Source organism: Pseudomonas sp. SLBN-26, from assembly GCF_006715895.1.
GTDB lineage: Bacteria > Pseudomonadota > Gammaproteobacteria > Pseudomonadales > Pseudomonadaceae > Metapseudomonas > Metapseudomonas otitidis.
The window spans coordinates 1,321,179-1,343,427 of record NZ_VFOB01000001.1; the positions used below are offsets into that span (position 1 = coordinate 1,321,179).

The following is a 22,249-nucleotide window of genomic DNA, read 5'->3' on the forward strand; positions in this document are numbered from 1 at the left end:
GGAGATTTCCCGATGGCAGAACATCGCACCGCCCTGATCGTCGGCGGTGGGCTCACCGGCCCGCTGCTGGCGTGCCTGCTGCAGCGCCAGGGCTGGCAGGTCACCGTGCTCGAACAACGCCCCGATCCGCGCCTGCACACCGCCCAGGCCGGCAAGTCGATCAACCTCGCCCTGGCCGAGCGCGGCCTGCAGGCCCTGCGCCAGGCCGGCCTGGACGCTGCCGTGCTGGCCGGCGCCGTGGCCATGCACGGCCGACGGGTCCATGTGCCGGGCGTGCCGGAGCAATTCCACGCCTACAGCAGCCGAGCCGGGGATGCCATCTGGTCGATCCAGCGCGGCCGCTTCAACCGGCTGCTGCTGGACGCGGCACAGGCAGCCGGCGCCCAGCTGCACTTCGACACCCCGCTGGCGGGTATCGACTGGGCGCGCCGCGAGGTCATCGCCGGTGGCCAGCGCTGGCCCTTCGACCTGCTGGTGGGCGCCGACGGTGCCGACTCCGGCGTACGCCGGGCCATGGCCGAAGGCGGCCCCCTGGGCGAACGCCGCGAGCGCCAGCCCCACGGCTACAAGGAGCTGAACATCCCCGCCTCCGGGCGCCTGCTGGCCGATGCCCTGCATATCTGGCCCCGAGGCGGGCACATGAGCATCGCCCTGCCGAACATCGACGGCAGCTTCACCACCACGCTGTTCCTGCCCCACGACGACGGCAGCGCCGACTGCTTCGCCCAACTGCCGGACGGCCCCACCGCGCGACGCTGGTTCGACACCCACTACAGCGACCTCTCCGCCGAACTGCCGGACCTGGAGGCGGACTTCGAGCACAACCCCATCGGCCAGCTCGGCACCCTCTGGCTGGAGCGCTGGCACGCCCAGGGCTGCGCCGTGCTGGTGGGCGATGCGGCTCACCCGATGGTGCCGTTCCACGGCCAGGGCATGAACTGCGGGCTGGAGGACGTGCTGGCCCTGGCCCGCCACCTGGCCCGGCCGCACCCCCTGGAGGCGGCCCTGCAGGCCTACGCCGAGGAGCGCCGGCCCAATGCCGGCGCAATCCAGGCCATGGCCCTGGAGAACTACGTGGAAATGCGCGAACGGGTGCGTGCAGCGGACTACCAGCTGGAGCGCCAACTGGCCGCGTGGCTGGAGGCCCGCCACCCGGGGCGCTTCGTGCCGCGCTACAGCATGGTCACGTTCAGCTGCCTGCCCTACGCCACGGCCTTTGCCCGGGGCGAGGTGCAGGCCCGCCTGCTGCGGGAGGCCGTGCAGGGTTGCGAGCGCTTCGAGCAGATCGACCTGGCCAAGGCCGAGCGCCAGTTGCTCGACCGCCTCGACCCGCTGCACCCCCTGGAGGGCGCGGCATGACGGCCCTGCACGACGACCCCTTCGGCCTGCACCTGCCCCTTGAGCAGCGCGAGCGGGCCTACTCGCCGAGCAGCCTGGCGCCCGGCTTCGCCGAGACGCTGCAGCGCTACCACCGTGACAGCCGCGCCGCCGAGGCCCTCTGCGGCCCGGCCGAGGTGCTGCCCTACGGCCCCTCGCCCCGGGAGAAGGTCCTGCTGCTGCCCGCGCCCCAACCGTCCAGGGCCACCCTGGTGTACGTGCATGGCGGCTACTGGCAGGAGCTGAGCGCCGAGGACTCGCTGTTCCCCGCACCCGGGCTGCACGCCCAGGGCTACGACCTGGCGGCGGTCGGCTATCGCCTGGCCCCCGAGGCGCGCCTGGAACAGATCGTCGAGCAGGTCGCCAGCGCCCTGCTCCAACTGCGGACGGCCCTGCTGGCAAGGGGGCGCGTACCGCATCTGGTCCTTGCCGGCAGTTCCGCCGGGGCGCACCTGGTGGCGATGATGCTCAGCCACCCCTGGGAGGGGCCGCCGCCGTTCCAGGCGGCCCTGCTGGTCAGCGGCATCTATGAACTGGCGCCGCTGATCGGCACCTACATCGACCAGCCGCTGCAGCTCACAGTGGCGCGTGCCGCCGCCCTCAGCCCCCTGCGCCGGGTGCCCAGCTGCGAAGTCCCAGTGGCCCTGGCCTGGGGCGAGCGGGAAACCGACGCCTTCCAGCAGCAGAGCCACGCCATGGCCCGCCACCTGGCCCGCTACCTGCCGGTCACCGCAGTGCAGCCCTGCGCGGGGCGCGACCACTTCGACATCCTCTTCGACCTCACCGAGCCGGCCAGCCCCCTCGGCCGCTGCCTCGCCAGCCTCACTCCGGAGCCCATGCGATGAACCAGCGCCCCTGCCTCAGCGACCCGGACGTCCAGGCCATGGCCCAGGCCACCCGCGCCTTCGCCCGCCAGCAACAATGGGCGGTGACCGTGGCCATCGTCGACGACGGCGGCCATCTACTGCACCTGCAACGCCTGGAGGACGCCAGCCCCATGAGCGTGGAGATGGCCACCGCCAAGGCCCGCACCGCCGCGCTGACACGGCGGCCGACGCAGTTCTACGAGGAACTGATCCTCGGCCAGGGCCGGCTGTCCTTCCTCGCCACCCCGATGACCGGCCTGCTGGAAGGCGGCCTGCCGATCCGCATCGGCGACACCGTGGTCGGCGCCATCGCCGTCTCGGGCGTCACCTCCGCCCAGGACACCCAGGTGGCCCAGGCCGGAATCGACGCCCTGAACAGGGACTGAGCCCCGGCAGCCGCGCCCTCGTCCCTGGCGGTTCTGCTGCTTGCGGCGAACGCCCGGGGCGGCTTCACTGGCGCGGTCCGCCCTGCTGCCGAGGTTTCCATGTCCGTCGTCGAACTGCTCCAGCAACGCACCTCCATTCGCGCCTTCACTGACCAGCCGGTGGACGCCGCCACCGTCCACGCCCTGCTCGATGCCGCGCGCTGGTCGCCCTCCGGCGGCAACCTCCAGCCCTGGCAGGTGATCGCCGTGGCCGGGGCCGAGAAGGCCGCCGTCGAGCGCCTGGCCACCGAGACCCTGCTGCGCAACCCGGCCGGCGAAGCCGACGAATTCCCCATCTACCCGGCCGCCCTCAGCGAGCCCTACCGCACCCGTCGCTACCAGGTGGGCGAAGCGCTCTACGCCCTGCTGGGCGTCCCCCGCGAGGACAAGGCCGGCCGGTTGCGGGCCCTGGCGCGCAACTTCCAGTTCTTCGGCGCGCCGGTGGGGCTGTTCTTCGTCATCGACCGCAGCATGGGCCACGGCCAGTGGGCGCACCTGGGCATGTTCATGCAGTCCCTCGCCCTGGTGGCCCAGGAGCGCGGCCTCTCCACCTGCATGCAGGAGGCCTGGGGCATGGTGCGCCAGAGCCTGCACCGGCACTTCGCCCTGGCCGAAGACCAGGTGCTCTACTGCGGCTTGGCCCTGGGCCACGCCGACCCGCAGGCGCCGGTCAACCAGCTGCGCTCCGAGCGCGTCCCGGTGGAGGCCTTCGCCCGCTTCCAGGGCTTCTGAGGCGGGCAGCGGCAGGCGCGCTCGTCGGGACGGGTGCCGGCGCCACGGGCTGCCGCTACAATGCGCGCCTTGCCCGTGTCGCCTGATAAAGAAAAAACACCATGTCCTTGCCCAAGCACCACCTCGAACTGCTCAGCCCCGCCCGTGACGTGCACATCGCCCGCGAGGCCATCCTGCATGGCGCCGACGCCGTCTACATCGGCGGGCCGAGCTTCGGCGCGCGGCACAACGCCTGCAACGAGGTGGCCGATATCGCTCAGCTGGTGGAGTTCGCCCACCGCTTCCACGCCCGCGTGTTCGTCACCATCAACACCATCCTCCACGACGACGAACTGGAGCCGGCGCGCGCGCTGATCCACCAGCTGTACGACGCCGGCGTCGACGCGCTGATCGTCCAGGACATGGGCGTGATGGACCTGGACATCCCGCCGATCGAGCTGCACGCCAGCACCCAGACCGACATCCGCACCCTGGAGCGGGCCAAGTTCCTCGACCAGGCCGGCTTCTCGCAGCTGGTGCTGGCCCGTGAGCTGAACCTGCAGCAGATCCGCGCCATCGCCGACGAGACCGACGCCGCCATCGAGTTCTTCATCCATGGCGCGCTGTGTGTGGCCTTCTCCGGCCAGTGCAACATCTCCCACGCCCAGACCGGCCGCAGCGCCAACCGGGGCGACTGCTCCCAGGCCTGCCGCCTGCCCTACACCCTGAAGGATGACCAGGGCCGCGTCGTCGCCTTCGAGAAGCACCTGCTGTCCATGAAGGACAACAACCAGAGCGCCAACCTCAGCGCCCTGGTGGATGCCGGCGTGCGCTCCTTCAAGATCGAAGGGCGCTACAAGGACATGGGCTACGTGAAGAACATCACCGCCTACTACCGCCAGCGCCTGGACGGCATCCTGGAAAACCGCCCGGACCTGGCCCGCGCCTCCAGCGGCCGCACCGATCACTTCTTCGTGCCCGACCCGGACAAGACCTTCCACCGTGGCAGCACCGACTACTTCGTCACCGACCGCAAGATCGACATCGGCGCCTTCGACTCCCCCACCTTCACCGGCCTGCTGGTGGGCCATGTGGAGAAGGTCAACAAGCGCGACCTGCTGGTGGTGACACAGGAGCCGCTGTCCAACGGCGACGGCCTCAACGTGCTGGTCAAGCGCGAGGTGGTGGGCTTCCGCGCCAACATCGCCGAGCCCAAGGGCGAGTTCGAGGAGGACGGCGAGAAGCGCTACCGCTACCGCGTCGAGCCCAACGAGATGCCCGAGGGCCTGTTCCGCCTGCGCCCCAACCACCCGCTCTCGCGCAACCTCGACCACAACTGGCAACAGGCCCTGCAGAAGACCTCCTCCGAGCGCCGCGTCGGCCTCTCCTGGGTCGCCAAGCTGCGTGAAGAACGCCTGGAACTGACCGCCACCAGCGAGGAAGGCGTCAGCGCCAGCGTCGCCCTCGACGGCCCCTTCGGCGCCGCCAACAAGCCCGAGCAGGCCCTGGAGCAACTGCACGACCTGCTCGGCCAGCTGGGCACCACGATGTACCACGCCGACGCCGTGGAGCTGGACGCGCCCCAGGCCTTCTTCATCCCCAACTCCCAGCTCAAGGCCCTGCGCCGCGAAGCCATCGAGAAGCTCACCGAAGCCCGCGTCGCCGCCCATCCCCGTGGCGGCCGCAAGGCCGAAACCAACCCGCCGCCGGTGTACCCCGAGGCGCACCTGTCGTTCCTCTACAACGTCTACAACCAGAAGGCGCGGGACTTCTACCACCGCCACGGCGTGCAGCTGATCGACGCCGCCTACGAGGCCCACGAGGAAGCGGGCGAAGTACCGGTGATGATCACCAAGCACTGCCTGCGCTTCTCCTTCAACCTCTGCCCCAAGCAGGCCAAGGGCGTCACCGGCGTGCGCACCAAGGTCGCCCCGATGCAGCTGGTACACGGCGATGAAGTGCTGACCCTGAAGTTCGACTGCAAGCCCTGCGAAATGCACGTCATCGGCAAGATGAAGGGCCACATCCTCGACCTGCCCCAACCCGGCAGCGCCGCGTCCCAGGTGGTCGGCCAGATCAGCCCCGATGACCTGCTCAAGACCATCCGCCGCGCCCCGCACTGACCGCCCCTCCAAACGCCCAGGCCCCCGTAGCCTGGGCTTCAGCCCAGGACAACCCGCTCCCGGACTGAAGCCCGGGCTACACCACCACCACCCCGCCCCCACAACACCCAAGCCCCCGGACCCCGTAGCCTGTGCTTCAGCCCAGGAATACCCATTCCCAGACTGAAGTCCGGGCCACACCACCACCACCCCGCCCCACAGCACCCAAGCCCCCCGGCCCCGTAGCCTGGGCTTCAGCCCAGGAAAACCCGCTCCCGGACTGAAGTCCGGGCTACGCCGCGAACGCCATCGCCCGAACCTCTTGCCCTCGCACCTGCCCCTCCCTATCCTGCGCCGGTCACGGTCAATCCCGTGGCCGGGGTTGACAGCCCGAATTAGTAGGCGAGTTGCCTTCAGCCAAACCCGCAAAGCCGTAAACGGCTCGGCTGGCCTAACTGACGGTAAGCAAATGGACCTTAATTGGAACTTCGCCATGCATGACGCATATACCCCCATCACCTTCCAACGCCACTGCCACCAACTGCGCGCCGTCATGATCGACAACCGCCCCTGGTTCGTCGCCCTCGACTTCGCCCTGATGATCGCCGCCACCCGGCCCTACCGCCTGACCAAACGCCTCTATCCCCACCAATTCCGCTTCGCCTTTCTCCGCTACAGCACAGGGCGCTGCGAAGAGGTGGAACTGGTCAGCGAAGCCGGCCTCTACCGCGCCCTCTACCGCTTCGGCCACCCCGAGCACTGCGCCCTCAGCCAGTGGCTCAGCGACGAAGTGATCCCCACCCTCCACGACTACCACCGCGACCCGCAGGCCAGCCCGAGGCGCATCCTCATGACCTGGGCCAACCAGCGCATCGCCGCCCTGCATTGGCAAAGCGAAACCTGGATCGCCCGGCAGGACCTGCCGCGTTTCATGGCGGTGCATGACGACCCGCGGCTGGGGGATGGGCCGAGTTGGAAGCGGTTTTTCTAAAGTGCAGAAATGAAAAAACGCCGCATGGGAGTGCGGCGTTTTCTTTGTGCAATAGTGCTAGCGCGTTGCGCGCCATATTCAAAAATTCACCAAAATCCCTGCCACCCGATCAGAAGCCTAAAGCCATATAAAAAATAAAACGCAGCAAGAATGCATTAAAAACCAATTAACAAATCAATCTAAAAACACCATCAAAAATACACTTCACACAACTTCTTATAATCCAAGAAAATACATAAAAAGCTTAAAAATACAGATAATAACAACCCCCCACACAGGAACCCAAGACAATTTTACCAACAGAGAAAAAGTTCTCTCAAGTTTATTGACTTGCCTATTAAGCTGTTCAACAGTCTGTGCCAATAGCGACTGTATTTTCTTAGGATATGTATCTTTACGGCTTTCAAACCCTTCAAAAACCATATCAAAACTATGCTTCAACCGTTCAACTTGAATCTCCTGATTTTTAATTATCGACAACAAAACACAGGAAGCGACAAGGAGCCCAAGCGAGACAACCCAAACCTCAAGCAGATTACTACTATTATTCAAAATGACTAAGCCAGCGAACGAAACCGGAAGAGCAAGAAGCTTACCAGCAATATCGCCCAGTATAGAACTTAGGCTTTTCGCATACTCCAACTCTGCGCGCGCAACCTCTTGCCTGACCTTCTCAAAAGAAAAACCATAAACATATGACTGAAGATTAATCCGATACTGCGAAAGGATCGCATCCCACTCCCTTACAATAACCAATAGCGAATCCGCACCCCCTTCATGTGAATCCAGAACATCAGCCACTGACAAACTAAACATCATTAACCGCTCAGCCTGATTTGGCTTACCTGCATTCTTTGGATCAAGTATCTGCGCCAGTAACTCTAAATGCCGGAGTTTATACTCAAGCATCTCAGCACTTACTTTAGTTGCAACCAAGAACGACCGAGGGGGTTTAATACCATCCTGAGGCAACGCAAAAAACAAATTAAAAAAACTGCGATTTGTCTCTCGATCTACTCCAACAGCCAGAAATGTGAGCAAATGCACAAGCCTGCACACACTCCGAAGATTGGTTATAACTACGGGCTCCTCATTATCTGAATCAACCCAATCAATATCCACTATATAAAAATTCGAAGGGAATTCACCCTTATTAACTGAGGAACCAGCATTTAGAAAGGATGATATATTTTCATAGAACTTGCCATGCTCATTGGATGGAAGCTTGAATGTAAATGAGCAGTGATCTCCTTCTAAATAATCCTCTATAAGCCCACCGTAAAAGTGAGCCAGAGCGCGGCATTCAACGATGGAATCTGCCAACTCAGGACTGCATAGGCCTTCATAAGAAAAAGTGCCGTCAGATATCTTTGGCCGACCTGCCAATCTAAATAAATTAACCACTCTTGAAAACATTTATATCTCCCTACTTTCCAACTCCTCCTCAATAACATCAATCAATCCATCAGGCAAATTGGTCAACACCAATTTCTTAGCATCCTTATCATAATAAACATCAGCAACTTCCCTCACACCCAACGCGCTGCGATCAAACTGGATCGACCAACTAGAAGAGTCAGATCTAATTCGAGTTTTCTCTTTCAACCCCTTGGCATGCACAGAAAACTCATCAGGAACCCGATTATTCTCATCATTGAGAAACTCTTTAAGATCTACCAAATACTCGGCAAGTACCGCCGGCACATTCTGCTTGGCGGCATGACATATCGAATCAAGATTTGCTGGCTTTTTATTAGCCAACTGCTGCTCAAGATATTTTATTACCGATTCCTTGGCTTTATACCCATATCCTTTAAGCTCAGGCTTAGTTTGGAAAAATTTTACAATCGAATCTATAGCATTCTTCGTAGCACGACCTGACGCAACGCCCTTAGCGCAACCCAGAGCAAAGATAAAATAGTCGGAGGCTTTACTATCACGCCCCCGACTAATGAAACATAGATAGGTTGTATCTCGCTTCTCCTCAAGCGCCTCTCTCTTTTGATCTTCGTCTTCTAGCTCGGCAATCTCTCTAGGCAGTTGCTGCGTCACATACAAATAGTGATTAACATTTACACGAGCCGCCTGTTGAACCTTACTCAAATCAATCTCTTGAACAGGCGTTGGGACATAATCATGGTCTAACTGAATTCCACCCCGCTCCTTCATGCTGGCCACTAAGAAAAATCGTCCTCCCTGTGTTTCATAAAGGGCACAAATAATTTTTCCACCTGTAGACAAGGTCTGCCTTGCAGCCTGTTCTACCAACTGATCCATAACCAAATGAGTTAGAGCCAAGAAGCTCTCTTCATTTCCCAGTTCTTCGGTATAAGCGCTGAAGCGTTCAGGAAATGGGCCTTGACGGCCATCATTAGAAAACTGGCCATAAACCACACTATTACCTGTTTTGCCAATTAGGCCGTTGATGCCTTCAGCCAAATCAATGAGTGCTGGGTTGTCGTTTTTTAAAACAACATTCTTCTTGACTACTTCAGTAACCACATCGGTATGCGCAGCTTTCTTGAAGCTATGGATTACAGCTCTCTTCAACTCAAACATCTAGAGTTCCCTCTCTGGCTAATGTCGAAATAATGGCACAGCGATGTTCGGTGTTGAACTGAGCATTCATCCAGCTAGACCTTGATCCCAAGATTGCTCTACCTCTCGACACCTACCTATGCCTTGAAGATCGTGGCGGGTCGCCACTGACTTCCACCTTGGGTTTCTTCACTGCTCAACACTCATACGTACGACAAAGAGATGCCTCTATGCGCACAGCACCAAATGGAGTGTTAGCGCGAAAGCCGCAACCTGGACCGGGCTAAATACTTAGAGCGCGCTCCGTAGGGGCGACTTTAGTCACCAAGCAGGCTGCAGGCCTGCTATTCGGCGCCACCGGGGGATGCTGCGCATCCCTTGGCGACTGAAGTCGCCCCTACGCCCCGTACGCCCCTCCAGCGTTCGGGCTATGGAGTCGTTCCGATTCGATCGTGGTGCTTTCGCAAGGTGCGAGCGGCCAATCAGAGCGCGCGGGCAGAACGTCACACGGCTCCTGCCCCCGCTGAATCGGTGCACTCACCTCGCCCCACTACTCCCTGACGTAAACCCCATCAAAACTCACATTCATGCCGCCGCAATTGTTGTTGTCATCCACGATCAGGAAGCGGCCGACCCGGCTGAACTCCACAGCGCAGTCGTACTTGCCGTCGCCTTCCTTGGTCATCGCGTAGCGGCCTTCTGGCTTGAGGGTGCCGTCGATCTGTCCGATGTGGGTGCTGGCGCCGGTGCCCCAGGTGGCATCGCCGGTCACGTGCAGGCCATTGCCCTGCTCTTGCTGCTCGATGGTGATGGAGCTTGCCGGGGTCTTCCAGGTGCCCAGCCAGTCGGTGGGCTGGGGCACGGGGTCGGCTGCCGGTGCGAGGTTCTCCAGCACGATCCAGCCCACGGTTTCGCGCTTCTTGCCCTGGTACCAAGCACAGGCCCAGTCGCCTTCGATCTTGTTGACCAGCACCTCATCGCCCTCGATGACGTAGGCCTTCTGCATGCACCCCTCCGATTCGGGGCAGCCCTCGGTGTCCTTGAAGAAGTGCGTCTGGTGCTTGCCCACGACGGTGTAGAGCTTGGTGAACTTGCCCTCGGAGGGGAAGTAGCCGTTCCTGCAGCTGAAGGGCTCGATGTACTCGGCGTGGCTGGGCAGGCAGATGAATGCCAGGGCGCTGGTGAGCAGTAAGGGTGTGATCTTGTGCATGACGGGCCGTTCCTTGCCACGGTGAGGGCTGCGGGGCGAGGGGCCCTGCGGCGAAGAAGGGCCGGAATCTAGCGACGGGTGCGAGTGAGCGTCAACTAGCACAGCGGCACTAGGGCGAGCCGAGGGACAACGGGCGCTCCGTGGCGTCGGGATCGGGCGCTGTTCGGCTTCAACCCCCAACGCCCCTGGCACACCCCTTGCTATCCCCCCTCCAGGCCCCACCGTCGGGGCCCGACGGCAACGGCGCCGCCAACGGCCATCGCACTGTGCGAAGGGTCGGGGCGGCGCCTTTTCATTTCGAGGACAGGGACACCATGGATCACGCCCGCCCGACCACCCGCCGCGATGCCCTGGCCTGGATCGCCGGCAGTGACGCGCCCGAGAAGAGCGCGCTCGACATCGGCTTCATGCCGCTCACCGATTCGGCCTCGCTGATCGTCGCGGCCACCCAGGGCTTCGCCCAGCCCTACGGCCTCACCCTCAACCTGCATCGGCAGGCATCCTGGGCGGGGCTGCGCGATGGGCTCACCAGCGGCCGGCTGGATGCCGCCCAGGCGCTCTACGGGCAGGTCTACGGCAGCCACCTGGGCATCGGCAGCCCGGCCACGCCCATGGCGGTGCTCATGGCCCTGAGCCAGAACGGCCAGGGCATCAACCTGTCCGAGCCGTTGCGCCAGGCGGGCGTGACCCACGCCGAGGCACTGGTGCGCCATGTGCACCAGCACGGCGCACGGCTCACCTTCGCCCACACCTTCCCCACCGGCACCCACGCCATGTGGCTGGCCTACTGGCTCGCGGCTCATGGCATCCACCCGCTGCGCGATGTCGACACCCAGGTGGTGCCGCCGTCGCAGATGGTTGCGCACTTGCAGGCCGGGCGCATCGACGGCTTCTGCGCCGGCGGGCCCTGGGGCGCGCTGGCGGTGGAGCGTGGCCAGGGCTTCACCCTGGCCACCAGCCAGTCCATCTGGCCGGACCACCCCGAGAAGGTGCTGGGCGCCACCCGGGCCTTCGTCGAGCAGTACCCCAACTGCGCCCGCGCCCTGGTGATGGCGGTGCTGGACGCCAGCCGCTTCATCGAGCAGAACCCCGAGAACCGCCGCAGCACCGCCCAGTTGATCAGCGCCGAGGCTTACGTCGGCGCGCCGCTGGAGGTGATCGAGCCGCGCTTTCTCGGCCACTACCACGACGGCCTCGGCCACCACTGGGAAGACGCCCATCCCCTGCGTTTCTTCGACGAGGGCCGCGCCACCTGCCCCTACCTCTCCGACGGCCTGTGGTTCCTCACCCAGTTCCGCCGCTGGGGGCTGCTGCGGGACGACCCGGACTACCTGGCCATTGCCCGCCAGGTGCAATGCCTGGCGCTGTACCGCGACGCCGCCGAGGCCCTCGGCATCGCCGTGCCGGCGCCGATGCGCAGTGCGCTGCTGATGGATGGCGTCGCCTGGACCGGCGACGACCCGGCCGGCTACGCCCGCCGTTTCCCCGTGCACGCGCTCGCCGATGCGACCGCCCCGCTGCTCTGACCCAGGGACGACCGCCATGCTGCGCATCCTGCTGATCAACGACACCCCGAAGAAGATGGGCCGCCTCAAGGCCGCCCTGAGCGAGGCCGGTTTCGAGGTGGTGGACGAGTCCGGGCTGGACATCGACCTGCCGCGCCGGGTCGAGGCGGTGCGCCCCGACGTGGTGCTGATCGACACCGAATCCCCCGGCCGCGACGTGATGGAGCAGGTGGTGCTGGTCAGCCGCGACCGCCCGCGCCCCATCGTCATGTTCACCGACGAACACGACCCGGCGATCATGCGCCAGGCCATCCAGGCCGGCGTCAGCGCCTACGTGGTGGAGGGCATCCAGGCCCAGCGCCTGGCGCCGATCCTCGACGTCGCCATCGCCCGCTTCGAGAGCGACCAGGCCCTGCGCGCCCAGCTCAACGCCCGTGAGCAGCAACTGGCCGAGCGCAAGCGGGTGGAGCTGGCCAAGGGCCTGCTGATGAAGATGAAGCAATGCGGCGAAGAGGAGGCCTACACCCTCATGCGCCGCCAGGCCATGAGCCGGCAGCAGAAGCTCATCCAGGTGGCCGAGCAGATCATCGCCATGCACGAGATGCTCGGGCACTGAAGCCGGGCAGGCCGGGGCCGCGTGCCCCTGCTCGGGGCATCGTCCCAGCGGCATGAATCCCCCCGGCAGCCTGCCAACCGTCGTATCGCCTGCCCTGCCAGCCCTTCCCCGCACTTGGCCCGGCTCTTGCTGAGCCTCCCCCAGGTAGCCAACGGCGGTTGCCCACCGAACGACAAAGGCGTCGCGTTTCCCCAGCCCACCGGTTGCGGGATCGCGGCGCCTTTTGCGTTCCAGCCCCGGCGCAGGGGCAGCGCGGCGCAGTCCGCCCGCGCGTGTGACATCACCCGATCCAGCCCCGGCCATGACCGGCCGGGCGCGCCCGACCCGGTCCGGCGCGCATGTGCCGGAGGGACGCAACCGCCGTGCACTGCCGGGGGTGGTCCGTCCGGTTCCCCACTGATGCAGATGAGGAGTTCGTTCGATGACGAGTTTCTGGAAAGCGGGCCACACCCCGACCCTGTTCGCCGCCTTTCTCTATTTCGACCTGAGTTTCATGGTCTGGTACGTGCTCGGCCCCCTGGGGGTGCAGATCGCCACCGACCTGGGGCTGACCACCCAGCAGCGCGCCCTGATGGTCGCCACACCGATCCTGGCCGGCGCCGTGCTGCGCTTCCTGATGGGCCTGCTGGCCGACCGCACCTCGCCGCGCAGTGCCGGCCTGCTGGGCCAGGTCATCGTCATCGGCGCGCTGTTCGGTGCCTGGCAGCTGGGCATCCACAGCTACGAGCAGGCGCTGCTGCTGGGGGTGTTCCTCGGCTTCGCCGGAGCCTCGTTCGCCGTTGCCTTGCCGCTGGCCTCCCAGTGGTACCCGCCACAGCACCAGGGCAAGGCCCTTGGCATCGCCGGGGCCGGCAACTCCGGCACCGTGCTGGCGGCGCTGTTCGCCCCGGGGCTGGCCGCCCTGTACGGCTGGAACAACGTGTTCGGCCTGGCGCTGGTGCCGCTGGTGCTGACCCTGGCGATCTTCGCCATCGCCGCGCGCAACGCTCCCAACCGCCCGGCACCCAAGGCGCTCGGCGACTACCTCAAGGCCCTGGGTGACCGTGACAGCTGGTGGTTCATGTTCTTCTACAGCGTCACCTTCGGCGGCTTCCTCGGCCTGGCCAGCACCCTGCCCGGCTACTTTCACGACCAGTACGGCCTGGAGCCGGTCACTGCCGGTTACTACACCGCCGCCTGCGTGTTCGCCGGCAGCCTGATGCGCCCCATCGGCGGCGCCTTCGCCGACCGCATCGGCGGCATCCGCACCCTGCTGGTGGTCTACACCCTCGCCTCGCTGTGCATCGCCGCCGTGGGCTTCCACCTCGGCAGCGTCTTCGCCGCCCTGGCGCTGTTCGTCATCGCCATGCTCAGCCTCGGTGCCGGCAACGGCGCGGTGTTCCAGTTGGTGCCGCAACGCTTCCACAAGGAGATCGGCGTCATGACCGGGCTGATCGGCATGGCCGGCGGCATCGGCGGCTTCTGCCTCACCGCCGGGCTCGGCGCCATCAAGCAGCACACCGGTGACTACCAGCTGGGCCTGTGGCTGTTCGCCAGCCTCGGCCTGCTGGCCTGGGTCGGGCTGTACGGCGTCAAGCTGCGCTGGCGCACCACCTGGGGCAGCGCCGCCCTCACCGCAGCGCGGGTATGAGCCTGCGCCTGCGGGTCGGCCAGGCCAGCGCCACCGGCCCCCGGCGGGACAACCAGGACGCGCTGCGGGTGGTCACCCCCGCCGCGCCCCTGGCGGCCAGCAAGGGCAGCCTGTTCGCCCTCGCCGACGGCGTCAGCCAGTGCGCCGACGGTGGCCTGGCGGCCCGCGCCACCCTGCAGGCGCTGGCCCTGGACTACTACGCCACGCCGGAAACCTGGGCCGTGGCCCAGGCCCTGGACCGCCTGCTGCTGGCCCACAACCGCTGGCTGCGCGCCAACGGCGGCGGCCAGCCGCTGCTCACCACCCTCACCGCCCTGGTGCTGCGCGGGCGCCGCTTCACCCTCGCCCACGTCGGCGACTGCCGCGCCTACCGCTGGCACGAAGGCCGCCTGCAGCGCCTCACCGAGGACCACGTATGGGACCAGCCCGGCATGCAGCATGTGCTCAAGCGCGCCCTTGGCCTGGATCAGCACCTGGTGGTGGACTACCGCGACGGCCACCTGCACGAGGGCGACGCCTTCCTGCTGGTCAGCGACGGCGTCTGGGCCAGCCTCGGCGACGACGGCATCCGCCACCTGCTGCAGGACGAAGCCGACCCCGAAGCCGCCGCCCGCGCGCTGGTCAGCGCCGCCCACCTGGCCGGCAGCCAGGACAACGCCAGCGCCCTGCTGGTACAGGTCCAGCAACTGCCGGAACGGGCCCTGGCCGACGCCATGGCCGAGGTGGACGACCGCCCCCTGCCCCCCGAGCTGCGCCCCGGCCAACGGTTCGAAGGCTGGTGGGTGCAGGGCCAGGTGGCCGCCTCGCGCCAGTCGTTGCTGTACCGCGTGCGCGATGCCGCTGGCCAGGACTGGCTGCTGAAGACCCTGCCCCACGAGCGCCACGACGAACCGGAGGCGGCCATCGCCCTGCTGCAGGAGGAATGGTTCCTGCGCCGGGTGGCCGGCCGCCATTTCGCCGAGGTGCACCCCCTGCCCCAGCGCCAGCATCTCTATTACGTGCAGCGCGAATACCCCGGGCGCGACCTCGGCCGGCGCCTGGCCGAGGACGGCCCGCTGCCCCTGGACGCCTGGCTGCAGGTGGCCAGCCAGCTGCTGCAGGCCCTGGGCACCCTGCACCGGCGCAACGTGCTGCACCGCGACGTGAAGCCGGAGAACCTGCTGCAAGGCGAGGACGGCCAGCTGCGCCTGCTGGACTTCGGCCTCGCCTACTGCCCGGGGCTGTCCGCCGAGCCGGACGCGGGCCTGCCCGGCACCCCCGGCTACCTGCCGCCGGAAGCCTACGCCGGTGCAGCGCCGGCACCGGGGCTGGACCTCTACGCCGCCGCCGTCACCCTGTACCGGCTGCTCACCCAGCACTTCCCCCAGGGCGAGGTGGAGGCCTTCCAGCGTCCGCGCCTGGGGCCGCCGACGCCGGCCAGCCGCTACCGGCCGGACGTCCCGCCGTGGATCGATGCCCTGCTGGACAAGGCCCTGGCCCTGGACCCGACCCAGCGCCACGAAACCGCCGAGCACTGGTTGCTGGAACTGGAGCGCGGCGAGCGCCGCGACGACAGCCGCCCGCGCCCCCTGCTGCAACGGGCGCCGGCCGCCACCTGGCGCGCCATCGCCCTGCTGGCCCTGGCCGGCAACCTGCTGCTGGGGCTGGCCCTGCTGGCGCACCACGGCGGCGCATGACGCCCCCGGACGGCGCACGCGCCACCCCGCTTTTACCGTGCCGGGTGCCGCAACGCCGCGCCGGGCGGGCTCCGACGGGTTGGCACGCTGCCTGCTAGAGAGGTTTCGACACATTCACAGGCCCCTGCTCAACGGCGAGCGGGTGCCCTTCCCGATCGAACGGGACCTGGACAAAGGCGTCCTGCTGGCAACAGCGGGACGCCTTTTTTGTTTGCCCGGATTTTTATGCAGGAGCCTTCCGCATGAAGAAACTCAAGCTGGTGATGATCGGCAACGGCATGGCCGGAGTACGCACCCTCGAAGAGCTGCTCAAGCTCGCCCCCGACCTCTACGACATCACCCTGTTCGGCGCCGAACCGCACCCCAACTACAACCGCATCCTGCTGTCGCCGGTGCTGGCGGGCGAACAGGCCTTCGAGGACATCGTCCTCAACGACCTCAACTGGTACGCCGAGCAGCGCATCCAGCTGCTGCTCAACCGCAAGGTGGTGGCCATCGACCGGCGCCGCCGGGTGGTCACCGCCGACGACGGCACCCAGGCCGAATACGACCGCCTGGTGATCGCCACCGGCTCCAACCCCTTCATCCTGCCGGTGCCGGGCAACCGTCTGGCGGGTGTGATCGGCTACCGCGACATCGCCGACACCCAGGCCATGATCGACGCCGCCCAGCGTCACAGCCACGCCGTGGTGATCGGCGGCGGCCTGCTCGGCCTGGAGGCGGCCAACGGCCTCAAGCAGCGCGGCATGGACGTCACCGTGGTGCACCTGGCCGATTGGCTGCTGGAGCGCCAGCTCGACCGCACCGCCGGCAAGCTGCTGCAGAGCGCGCTGGAGGCGCGAGGCATCCACTTCCGCCTCAACACCGTCACCGACGAGCTGATGGACAACGGCGAGGGCCGCGTCTGCGCCGTGCAGTTCAAGGGTGGCGAGGTGGTCCCGGCCGACCTGGTGGTGATGGCCGCCGGCATCCGCCCCAACACCGAACTGGCCGAGCGCGCGGGCCTGCCGTGCAACCGCGGCATCCTGGTCAACGACACCCTGCAGACCTACGACCCGCGCGTGTACGCCGTCGGCGAATGCGCCAACCACCGGGGCATCGCCTACGGCCTGGTGGCGCCGCTGTTCGAACAGGCGCGGGTCTGCGCCAACCACCTGGCCATGCTCGGCTTCGCCCGCTACCAGGGCTCGGTCACCTCCACCAAGCTCAAGGTCACCGGCATCGACCTGTTCTCCGCCGGGGACTTCATGGGTGGCGACGGCACCGAGACCATCACCCTCTCCGACCCCATCGGCGGGGTCTACAAGAAGCTCGTCATCAAGGACGACGTGCTGGTGGGCGCCTGCCTCTATGGCGACACCGCCGACGGCGGCTGGTACTTCCGCCAGGTGCGCGAGGGCGCCGACATCAGCGGTATCCGCGACCACCTGATGTTCGGCGAGAGCGCCCTGGGCGACGTCGGCCACCAGGGCCAGAGCAGCGCTGCGAGCATGCCCGACAGCGCCGAGGTGTGCGGCTGCAACGGCGTGTGCAAGGGCACCATCGTCAAAGCCATCCAGGCCAACGGCCTGTTCAGCGTCGACGAGGTGAAGAAGCACACCAAGGCCGCCAGCTCCTGCGGCTCCTGCGCACCGCTGGTGGAGCAGATCCTCATCAGCACCGTCGGCGGCGCAGCGGATGTGAAGCCCAAGAGCGAAAAGGCCGTGTGCGGCTGCACCGAGCTGAACCATGGGCAGGTGCGCGCGGCCATCCGCGAGCAGCACCTGACCCACCTCGGGCAGACCATGGCCGCGCTGGGCTGGACTACCCCGGACGGCTGCGCCACCTGCCGCCCGGCGCTGAACTACTACCTGATCTCCACCTGGCCGGGCGAGGCCCACGACGACCCGCAGTCGCGCCTGATCAACGAGCGCGCCCACGCCAACATCCAGAAGGACGGCACCTACTCGGTGGTACCGCGCATGTGGGGCGGCGTCACCAGCGCCGCCGAGCTGCGCCGCATCGCCGACGTGGCGGACAAGTACCACGTGCCCATGGTCAAGGTCACCGGCGGCCAGCGCATCGACCTGCTGGGCATCCGCAAGGAGGACCTGCCCGGAGTCTGGAAGGACCTGGACATGCCCTCCGGCCACGCCTACGGCAAGTCCATCCGCACGGTGAAGACCTGCGTCGGCAGCGAGTTCTGCCGCTTCGGCACGCAGAATTCCACCCAGTTGGGCATCGACCTGGAGCACGACCTGTTCAACATGTGGTCGCCGCACAAGGTCAAGCTGGCCGTCTCCGGCTGCCCGCGCAATTGCGCCGAGGCCGGCATCAAGGACATCGGCATTATCGGCGTGGACTCCGGCTGGGAGCTGTACATCGGCGGCAACGGTGGAATCCGCACCGAAGTGGCGGAGTTCTTCGTCAAGCTCAAGACCGCCGACGAGGTGCGCGAATACAGCGGTGCCTTCCTCCAGCTCTACCGCGAGGAAGCCTTCTACCTCGAACGCACCGTGCACTACCTGCAACGGGTGGGCATGGCGCACATCCGCCAGGCGGTGCTGGAGAACGCCGACAACCGCCGTGCGCTCAGCCAGCGCCTGCAATACGCCCTGTCCTTCGAACAGGACCCGTGGCAGGCGCGCATCGCCGAACCGGCCCTGAAGAAGGAATTCCAACGCATCCCCGTGAAGGCACTGGCCGACGCCTGAGGCGTCGTGCCGCCCACCCGACCCGACCTGGAGAACGCCCCATGAACTGGCTCGACATCTGTGCCCTGGACGAGATCAACCCGCTGGGCTCGCGCATCGTCGCCGGCCCCGACGGCGACATCGCCGTGTTCCGCACCGCCGAAGACGAAGTCTTCGCCCTCGACGACCGCTGCCCGCACAAGGGCGGCCCGCTGTCCCAGGGGCTGGTCTACGGCAAGCGCGTGGCCTGCCCGCTGCACGCCTGGCACATCGAACTCGCCTCCGGCGAGGCGGTGGCACCGGACCAGGGCTGCGCCCACCGGCACCCGGTGCGGGTGGAAGGCGGCCGCGTGCTGCTGGCCCTGCGCAGCACGGCCTGCGCCTGACCCGACGAGGACCGCCCATGACCCGGACCACCGCCACCACCTGCTGTTACTGCGGCGTCGGCTGCGGGGTGCTGATCGAACACGACGGCGCGCGCATCCTCGGGGTCGCCGGCGACCCGGCCCACCCGGCCAATTTCGGTCGCCTGTGCAGCAAAGGCTCCAGCCTGCACCTCAGCGGCGACCCGGCGGCCCGCGCCCTGCAGCCGGAGCTGCGCCTGGCCAAGGGCCTGGCACGCAGCGCCACCGACTGGGACACCGCCCTGGAGCACGCCGCCGAGCGCTTCGCCACCACCCTCGCCGAGCACGGGCCGGACAGCGTGGCGTTCTACGTCTCCGGCCAGTTGCTGACCGAGGACTACTACGCCTTCAACAAGCTGGCCCGGGCCCTGGTGGGCACCCACAACATCGACAGCAACTCGCGGCTGTGCATGTCCTCGGCGGTGGTCGGCTACAAGCGCAGCCTGGGCGCCGACGCCCCGCCCTGTTCCTACGAGGACATCGAACAGGCCGACTGCGTGCTGATCGTCGGCAGCAACATGGCCTTCGCCCACCCGGTGCTGTTCCGGCGCCTGGAGGCAGCCAAGGCGCAGCGCCCCGAGATGAAGGTGATCGTCATCGACCCTCGGCGCACCGATACCTGCGAGCTGGCCGACCTGCACCTGGCGATCCTCCCCGGCACCGACGTGGCGCTGTTCCACGGGCTGCTGCACCTCCTGCTGTGGGAAGGCTGGGTGGACCACGGCTTCATCGCCGCGCACACCGAGGGCTTCGACGCCCTCAAGGCGCTGGTGCGCGACTACGGGCCGGCGCAGGTGGCGCAGACCTGCGGCATCGACGCGGCCGACCTGCAGCGCTGCGCCGAATGGATCGGACGCACGCCGCGCCTGCTCTCGCTGTGGTGCATGGGGCTCAACCAGTCCAGCGCCGGCAGCGCCAAGAACAGCGCGCTGATCAACCTGCACCTGGCCACCGGGCAGATCGGCCGGCCGGGCACCGGGCCCTTCTCCCTCACCGGCCAGCCCAACGCCATGGGCGGCCGCGAAACCGGCAGCCTGAGCAACCTGCTGCCCGGCCACCGGGAAGCGGGCGATGCCGGGCACCGGCAGGAGGTGGCCGCCTACTGGGGCGTGCCGGCCCTGCCGGGGGCGCCGGGGCTGGCCGCCCTGGAGCTGTTCGAAGCCGTGCGCGAGGGGAGCATCCGCGCGCTGTGGATCGTCTGCACCAACCCGGCCCAGTCCCTGCCGGACCAGGCACAGGTGCACGAGGCCCTGGCCGCCTGCCCCTTCGTGGTGGTGCAGGAGGCCTTCGCCACCACCGAGACCTGCCGCCACGCAGACCTGCTGCTGCCCGCCGCCAGCTGGGGCGAGAAGGACGGCACCGTGACCAACTCCGAGCGGCGCATCAGCCGCGTGCACCAGGCCGTCCCGGCGCCCGGCGAGGCGCGCCCCGACTGGGCCATCGCCTGCGATTTCGCCCGCCGCCTGGAACGCCGCTTGCGCCCTGGCCAGCCGAGCCTGTTCGACTTCGACGGCCCGGCAGCGCTGTTCGACGAGTACAAGGGGCTGACCGCCGGCCGCGACCTGGACCTCAGCGGCCTCTCCCACGCCCTGCTGGAGCGCCTCGGCCCCCAGCAATGGCCCTTTCCCGCCGGAGCCCAGGCCGGCACGCCACGCCTGTACGGCGACCGGCGCTTCGCCACCGCCGACGGCCGCGCCCGCTTCATCGCCGAGGCCTACCGGCCGCCGGTGGAGCGCCGCGATGCGCGCTACCCACTGGTGCTCAACACCGGGCGCCTGCGCGACCAGTGGCACGGCATGAGCCGCACCGGCACCCTGCCCCGGCTGTTCGGCCATGTGGACGGGCCGCAACTCGGCCTGCACCCGGAGGACATGCGTCGGCGCCGGCTCGTCGACGGCCAATTGGTGCGGGTGCGCAGCCGCCGCGGCGAACTGCTGCTGCCCGCCGTCACCGATGACGCGCTGCGCCCCGGCCAGGCCTTCCTGCCGATGCACTGGGGCGACCGCTTCCTCACCGGGCTGGGCAGCAACCGCCTGACCAGCCCGGCGCGGGATCCGCTGTCGCGCCAACCGGAGCTCAAGCACGCCTGTGTGGAGGTGGAGCCGGTGGCGCTGCCCTGGCAGCTGTTCGCCCTGGTGGAGGGCGACCTGCAGGCCGCCTTCACCACCCTGCGCCCGCTCTGCGACGCCTTTGCCTACGCCAGCCTGGTGCCCAGCGGCCACGAGCGCGGCGCCCTGGTGATCCGCGCTGCCCACGGCGAGGCCCCCGATCCGGCGTTGCTGCAGCGCATCGACCAGGCCCTGGGGCTGCTGGACGGCCCGGTGCTGGCCTACGACGACCCGCGCCGCGCAGTGGGCAAGCGGGTGCGCATCGAGGGCGGCCGCATCACCGCCCTGCGCCTCGCAGGCGAAACGGCCGCGCGGGACTGGCTCAAGGGCCTCTGGCAGGAAGGCCGCGCCGACGAAAGCCTGCGCCGCTGGTTGCTGGCGCCCCTGAGCACACCGCCCAGCGGCACCCCCGCCGCCGCGCGCACCCTGTGCACCTGCATGAACATCAGCCAGCCGGCGGTGCTGGCCGGCATCGCCCGGGGGCTGGACCTGGCGGGCCTGAAGGAGGAGCTCGGTTGCGGCACCCGCTGCGGCTCCTGCATACCGGAAATCCGCCGCCTGCTGGCGGCGCCACAACGGGCAAGCGCCTGAGGAGGTTGCACATGAACGGCAAGGTCTGGCTGGTGGGCGCGGGCCCCGGTGATCCCGAACTGCTGACCCTGAAGGCCGCCCGCGTACTGGGCGCGGCTGACGTGGTGATGATCGACGATCTGGTGAACCCGGCCCTGCTCGTGCACTGCCCCGGCGCACGGGTGGTGCGGGTGGGCAAGCGTGGCGGCTGCCGCTCCACGCCCCAGGCCTTCATCCACCGCCTGATGCTGCGCTACGCCCGCCAGGGGCGCTGTGTGGTGCGGCTCAAGGGCGGCGACCCGTGCATCTTCGGGCGTGGCGGCGAGGAAGCCGCCTGGCTGGCGGAGCGCGGCGTGGACTGCGAACTGGTCAACGGCATCACCGCCGGGCTGGCCGGCGCCACCGCCTGCGGCATCCCGCTCACGCTGCGGGGCGTCAGCCGTGGCGTGACCCTGGTCACCGCCCACACCCAGGACGACAGCGAGCCGGAGTGGGACGCTCTGGCCGCCAGCGGCACCACCCTGGTGGTGTACATGGGCGTCGCCCGGCTGGCCGCCTTGCAGGCCGGGCTGCTCGCCGGCGGAATGGCGCCGGGCATGCCGCTGGCGATGATCGAGAACGCCTCGCTCCCCGAACAGCGCGAGCGCCGCAGCACCCTGGCCACCCTGTTGCAGGACGCCAGCGCCTTCCGCCTGAGCAGCCCGGCGATCCTGGTGATCGGCGAGGTGGCGGCCGAGGCGGCGGTCAGCGCCCTGCCCCTGAGTGCCTGACGGGGACGGTTGCGGAAGCGCCCAGCACATCACGGTACGCGGCCATGGGCGCGCTAGAATGCCCGCCCGCTGACCATC

17 protein-coding genes are annotated in these 22,249 nt (G+C 67.1%); 14 read left to right on the forward strand and 3 right to left on the reverse strand.

What is annotated here, in order from left to right:
- The first annotated feature begins 12 nt into the window (after positions 1-12).
- The 6 genes from FBY21_RS06155 to FBY21_RS06180 all read left to right on the forward strand — a co-directional run bounded on the left by FBY21_RS06155 (position 13) and on the right by FBY21_RS06180 (position 6,472).
- Positions 13-1,359 (forward strand): FAD-dependent oxidoreductase, encoded by a 1,347-nt coding sequence (locus tag FBY21_RS06155; RefSeq protein WP_142009510.1) that lies wholly within the window; start codon positions 13-15, stop codon positions 1,357-1,359.
- A complete protein-coding gene (locus tag FBY21_RS06160) occupies positions 1,356-2,222 on the forward strand; it encodes an alpha/beta hydrolase (protein ID WP_142009512.1) in 867 nt (288 codons plus the stop codon). Before FBY21_RS06155 ends, FBY21_RS06160 begins: the two co-directional genes overlap by 4 nt.
- Positions 2,219-2,629, forward strand: coding sequence for a GlcG/HbpS family heme-binding protein (locus tag FBY21_RS06165; RefSeq protein WP_044407643.1), 411 nt, complete (start codon positions 2,219-2,221; stop codon positions 2,627-2,629). The genes FBY21_RS06160 and FBY21_RS06165 overlap by 4 nt, the downstream gene beginning before the upstream one ends.
- Before the next feature lie 99 nt (positions 2,630-2,728).
- A complete protein-coding gene (locus FBY21_RS06170; RefSeq protein WP_142009514.1) occupies positions 2,729-3,400 on the forward strand; it encodes a nitroreductase in 672 nt (223 codons plus the stop codon).
- A gap of 101 nt (positions 3,401-3,501) precedes the next feature.
- A complete protein-coding gene (locus tag FBY21_RS06175) occupies positions 3,502-5,502 on the forward strand; it encodes a peptidase U32 family protein (RefSeq protein ID WP_044407649.1) in 2,001 nt (666 codons plus the stop codon).
- 472 nt (positions 5,503-5,974) lie between these two features.
- Positions 5,975-6,472 (forward strand): Bro-N domain-containing protein, encoded by a 498-nt coding sequence (locus FBY21_RS06180; protein WP_142009516.1) that lies wholly within the window; start codon positions 5,975-5,977, stop codon positions 6,470-6,472.
- A gap of 216 nt (positions 6,473-6,688) precedes the next feature.
- Here the strand turns inward: FBY21_RS06180 and FBY21_RS06185 are convergent, their stop codons facing one another.
- The 3 genes from FBY21_RS06185 to FBY21_RS06195 all read right to left on the reverse strand — a co-directional run bounded on the left by FBY21_RS06185 (position 6,689) and on the right by FBY21_RS06195 (position 10,220).
- Positions 6,689-7,888, reverse strand: a complete 1,200-nt coding sequence (locus FBY21_RS06185; RefSeq protein WP_142009519.1) for a hypothetical protein — start codon at positions 7,886-7,888, stop codon at positions 6,689-6,691.
- Positions 7,889-9,031 (reverse strand): nucleoid-associated protein, encoded by a 1,143-nt coding sequence (locus FBY21_RS06190; protein ID WP_142009521.1) that lies wholly within the window; start codon positions 9,029-9,031, stop codon positions 7,889-7,891.
- A gap of 529 nt (positions 9,032-9,560) precedes the next feature.
- Entirely contained in the window at positions 9,561-10,220 is a 660-nt protein-coding gene (locus FBY21_RS06195; protein WP_142009524.1) for a hypothetical protein, read from the reverse strand.
- A 314-nt stretch (positions 10,221-10,534) separates the two neighbouring features.
- Between FBY21_RS06195 and FBY21_RS06200 the strand changes: the two genes are divergently transcribed.
- The 8 genes from FBY21_RS06200 to cobA all read left to right on the forward strand — a co-directional run bounded on the left by FBY21_RS06200 (position 10,535) and on the right by cobA (position 22,171).
- Entirely contained in the window at positions 10,535-11,746 is a 1,212-nt protein-coding gene (locus tag FBY21_RS06200; RefSeq protein WP_142009526.1) for a CmpA/NrtA family ABC transporter substrate-binding protein, read from the forward strand.
- Positions 11,747-11,762: 16 nt separating this feature from the next.
- A complete protein-coding gene (locus tag FBY21_RS06205) occupies positions 11,763-12,341 on the forward strand; it encodes an ANTAR domain-containing response regulator (protein WP_069561374.1) in 579 nt (192 codons plus the stop codon).
- A gap of 421 nt (positions 12,342-12,762) precedes the next feature.
- Positions 12,763-13,971 (forward strand): MFS transporter, encoded by a 1,209-nt coding sequence (locus FBY21_RS06210; protein WP_142009528.1) that lies wholly within the window; start codon positions 12,763-12,765, stop codon positions 13,969-13,971.
- Positions 13,968-15,647: a bifunctional protein-serine/threonine kinase/phosphatase gene (locus FBY21_RS06215; protein ID WP_142009530.1), complete on the forward strand. Its 1,680-nt coding sequence runs from the start codon at positions 13,968-13,970 to the stop codon at positions 15,645-15,647. Before FBY21_RS06210 ends, FBY21_RS06215 begins: the two co-directional genes overlap by 4 nt.
- 242 nt (positions 15,648-15,889) lie before the next feature.
- Positions 15,890-18,340: a nitrite reductase large subunit NirB gene (gene nirB, locus FBY21_RS06220; protein ID WP_142009533.1), complete on the forward strand. Its 2,451-nt coding sequence runs from the start codon at positions 15,890-15,892 to the stop codon at positions 18,338-18,340.
- 41 nt (positions 18,341-18,381) lie between these two features.
- The gene (gene nirD / locus FBY21_RS06225) at positions 18,382-18,705 is read left to right on the forward strand and encodes a nitrite reductase small subunit NirD (RefSeq protein WP_044407664.1); all 324 of its coding nucleotides are present in this window, start codon (positions 18,382-18,384) and stop codon (positions 18,703-18,705) included.
- A gap of 17 nt (positions 18,706-18,722) precedes the next feature.
- Complete coding sequence (locus FBY21_RS06230; protein WP_142009535.1) at positions 18,723-21,422, forward strand: nitrate reductase; 2,700 nt, start codon at positions 18,723-18,725, stop codon at positions 21,420-21,422.
- Positions 21,423-21,433: 11 nt separating this feature from the next.
- Positions 21,434-22,171, forward strand: coding sequence for a uroporphyrinogen-III C-methyltransferase (gene cobA, locus FBY21_RS06235; RefSeq protein ID WP_142009537.1), 738 nt, complete (start codon positions 21,434-21,436; stop codon positions 22,169-22,171).
- Positions 22,172-22,249: the final 78 nt, after the last annotated feature.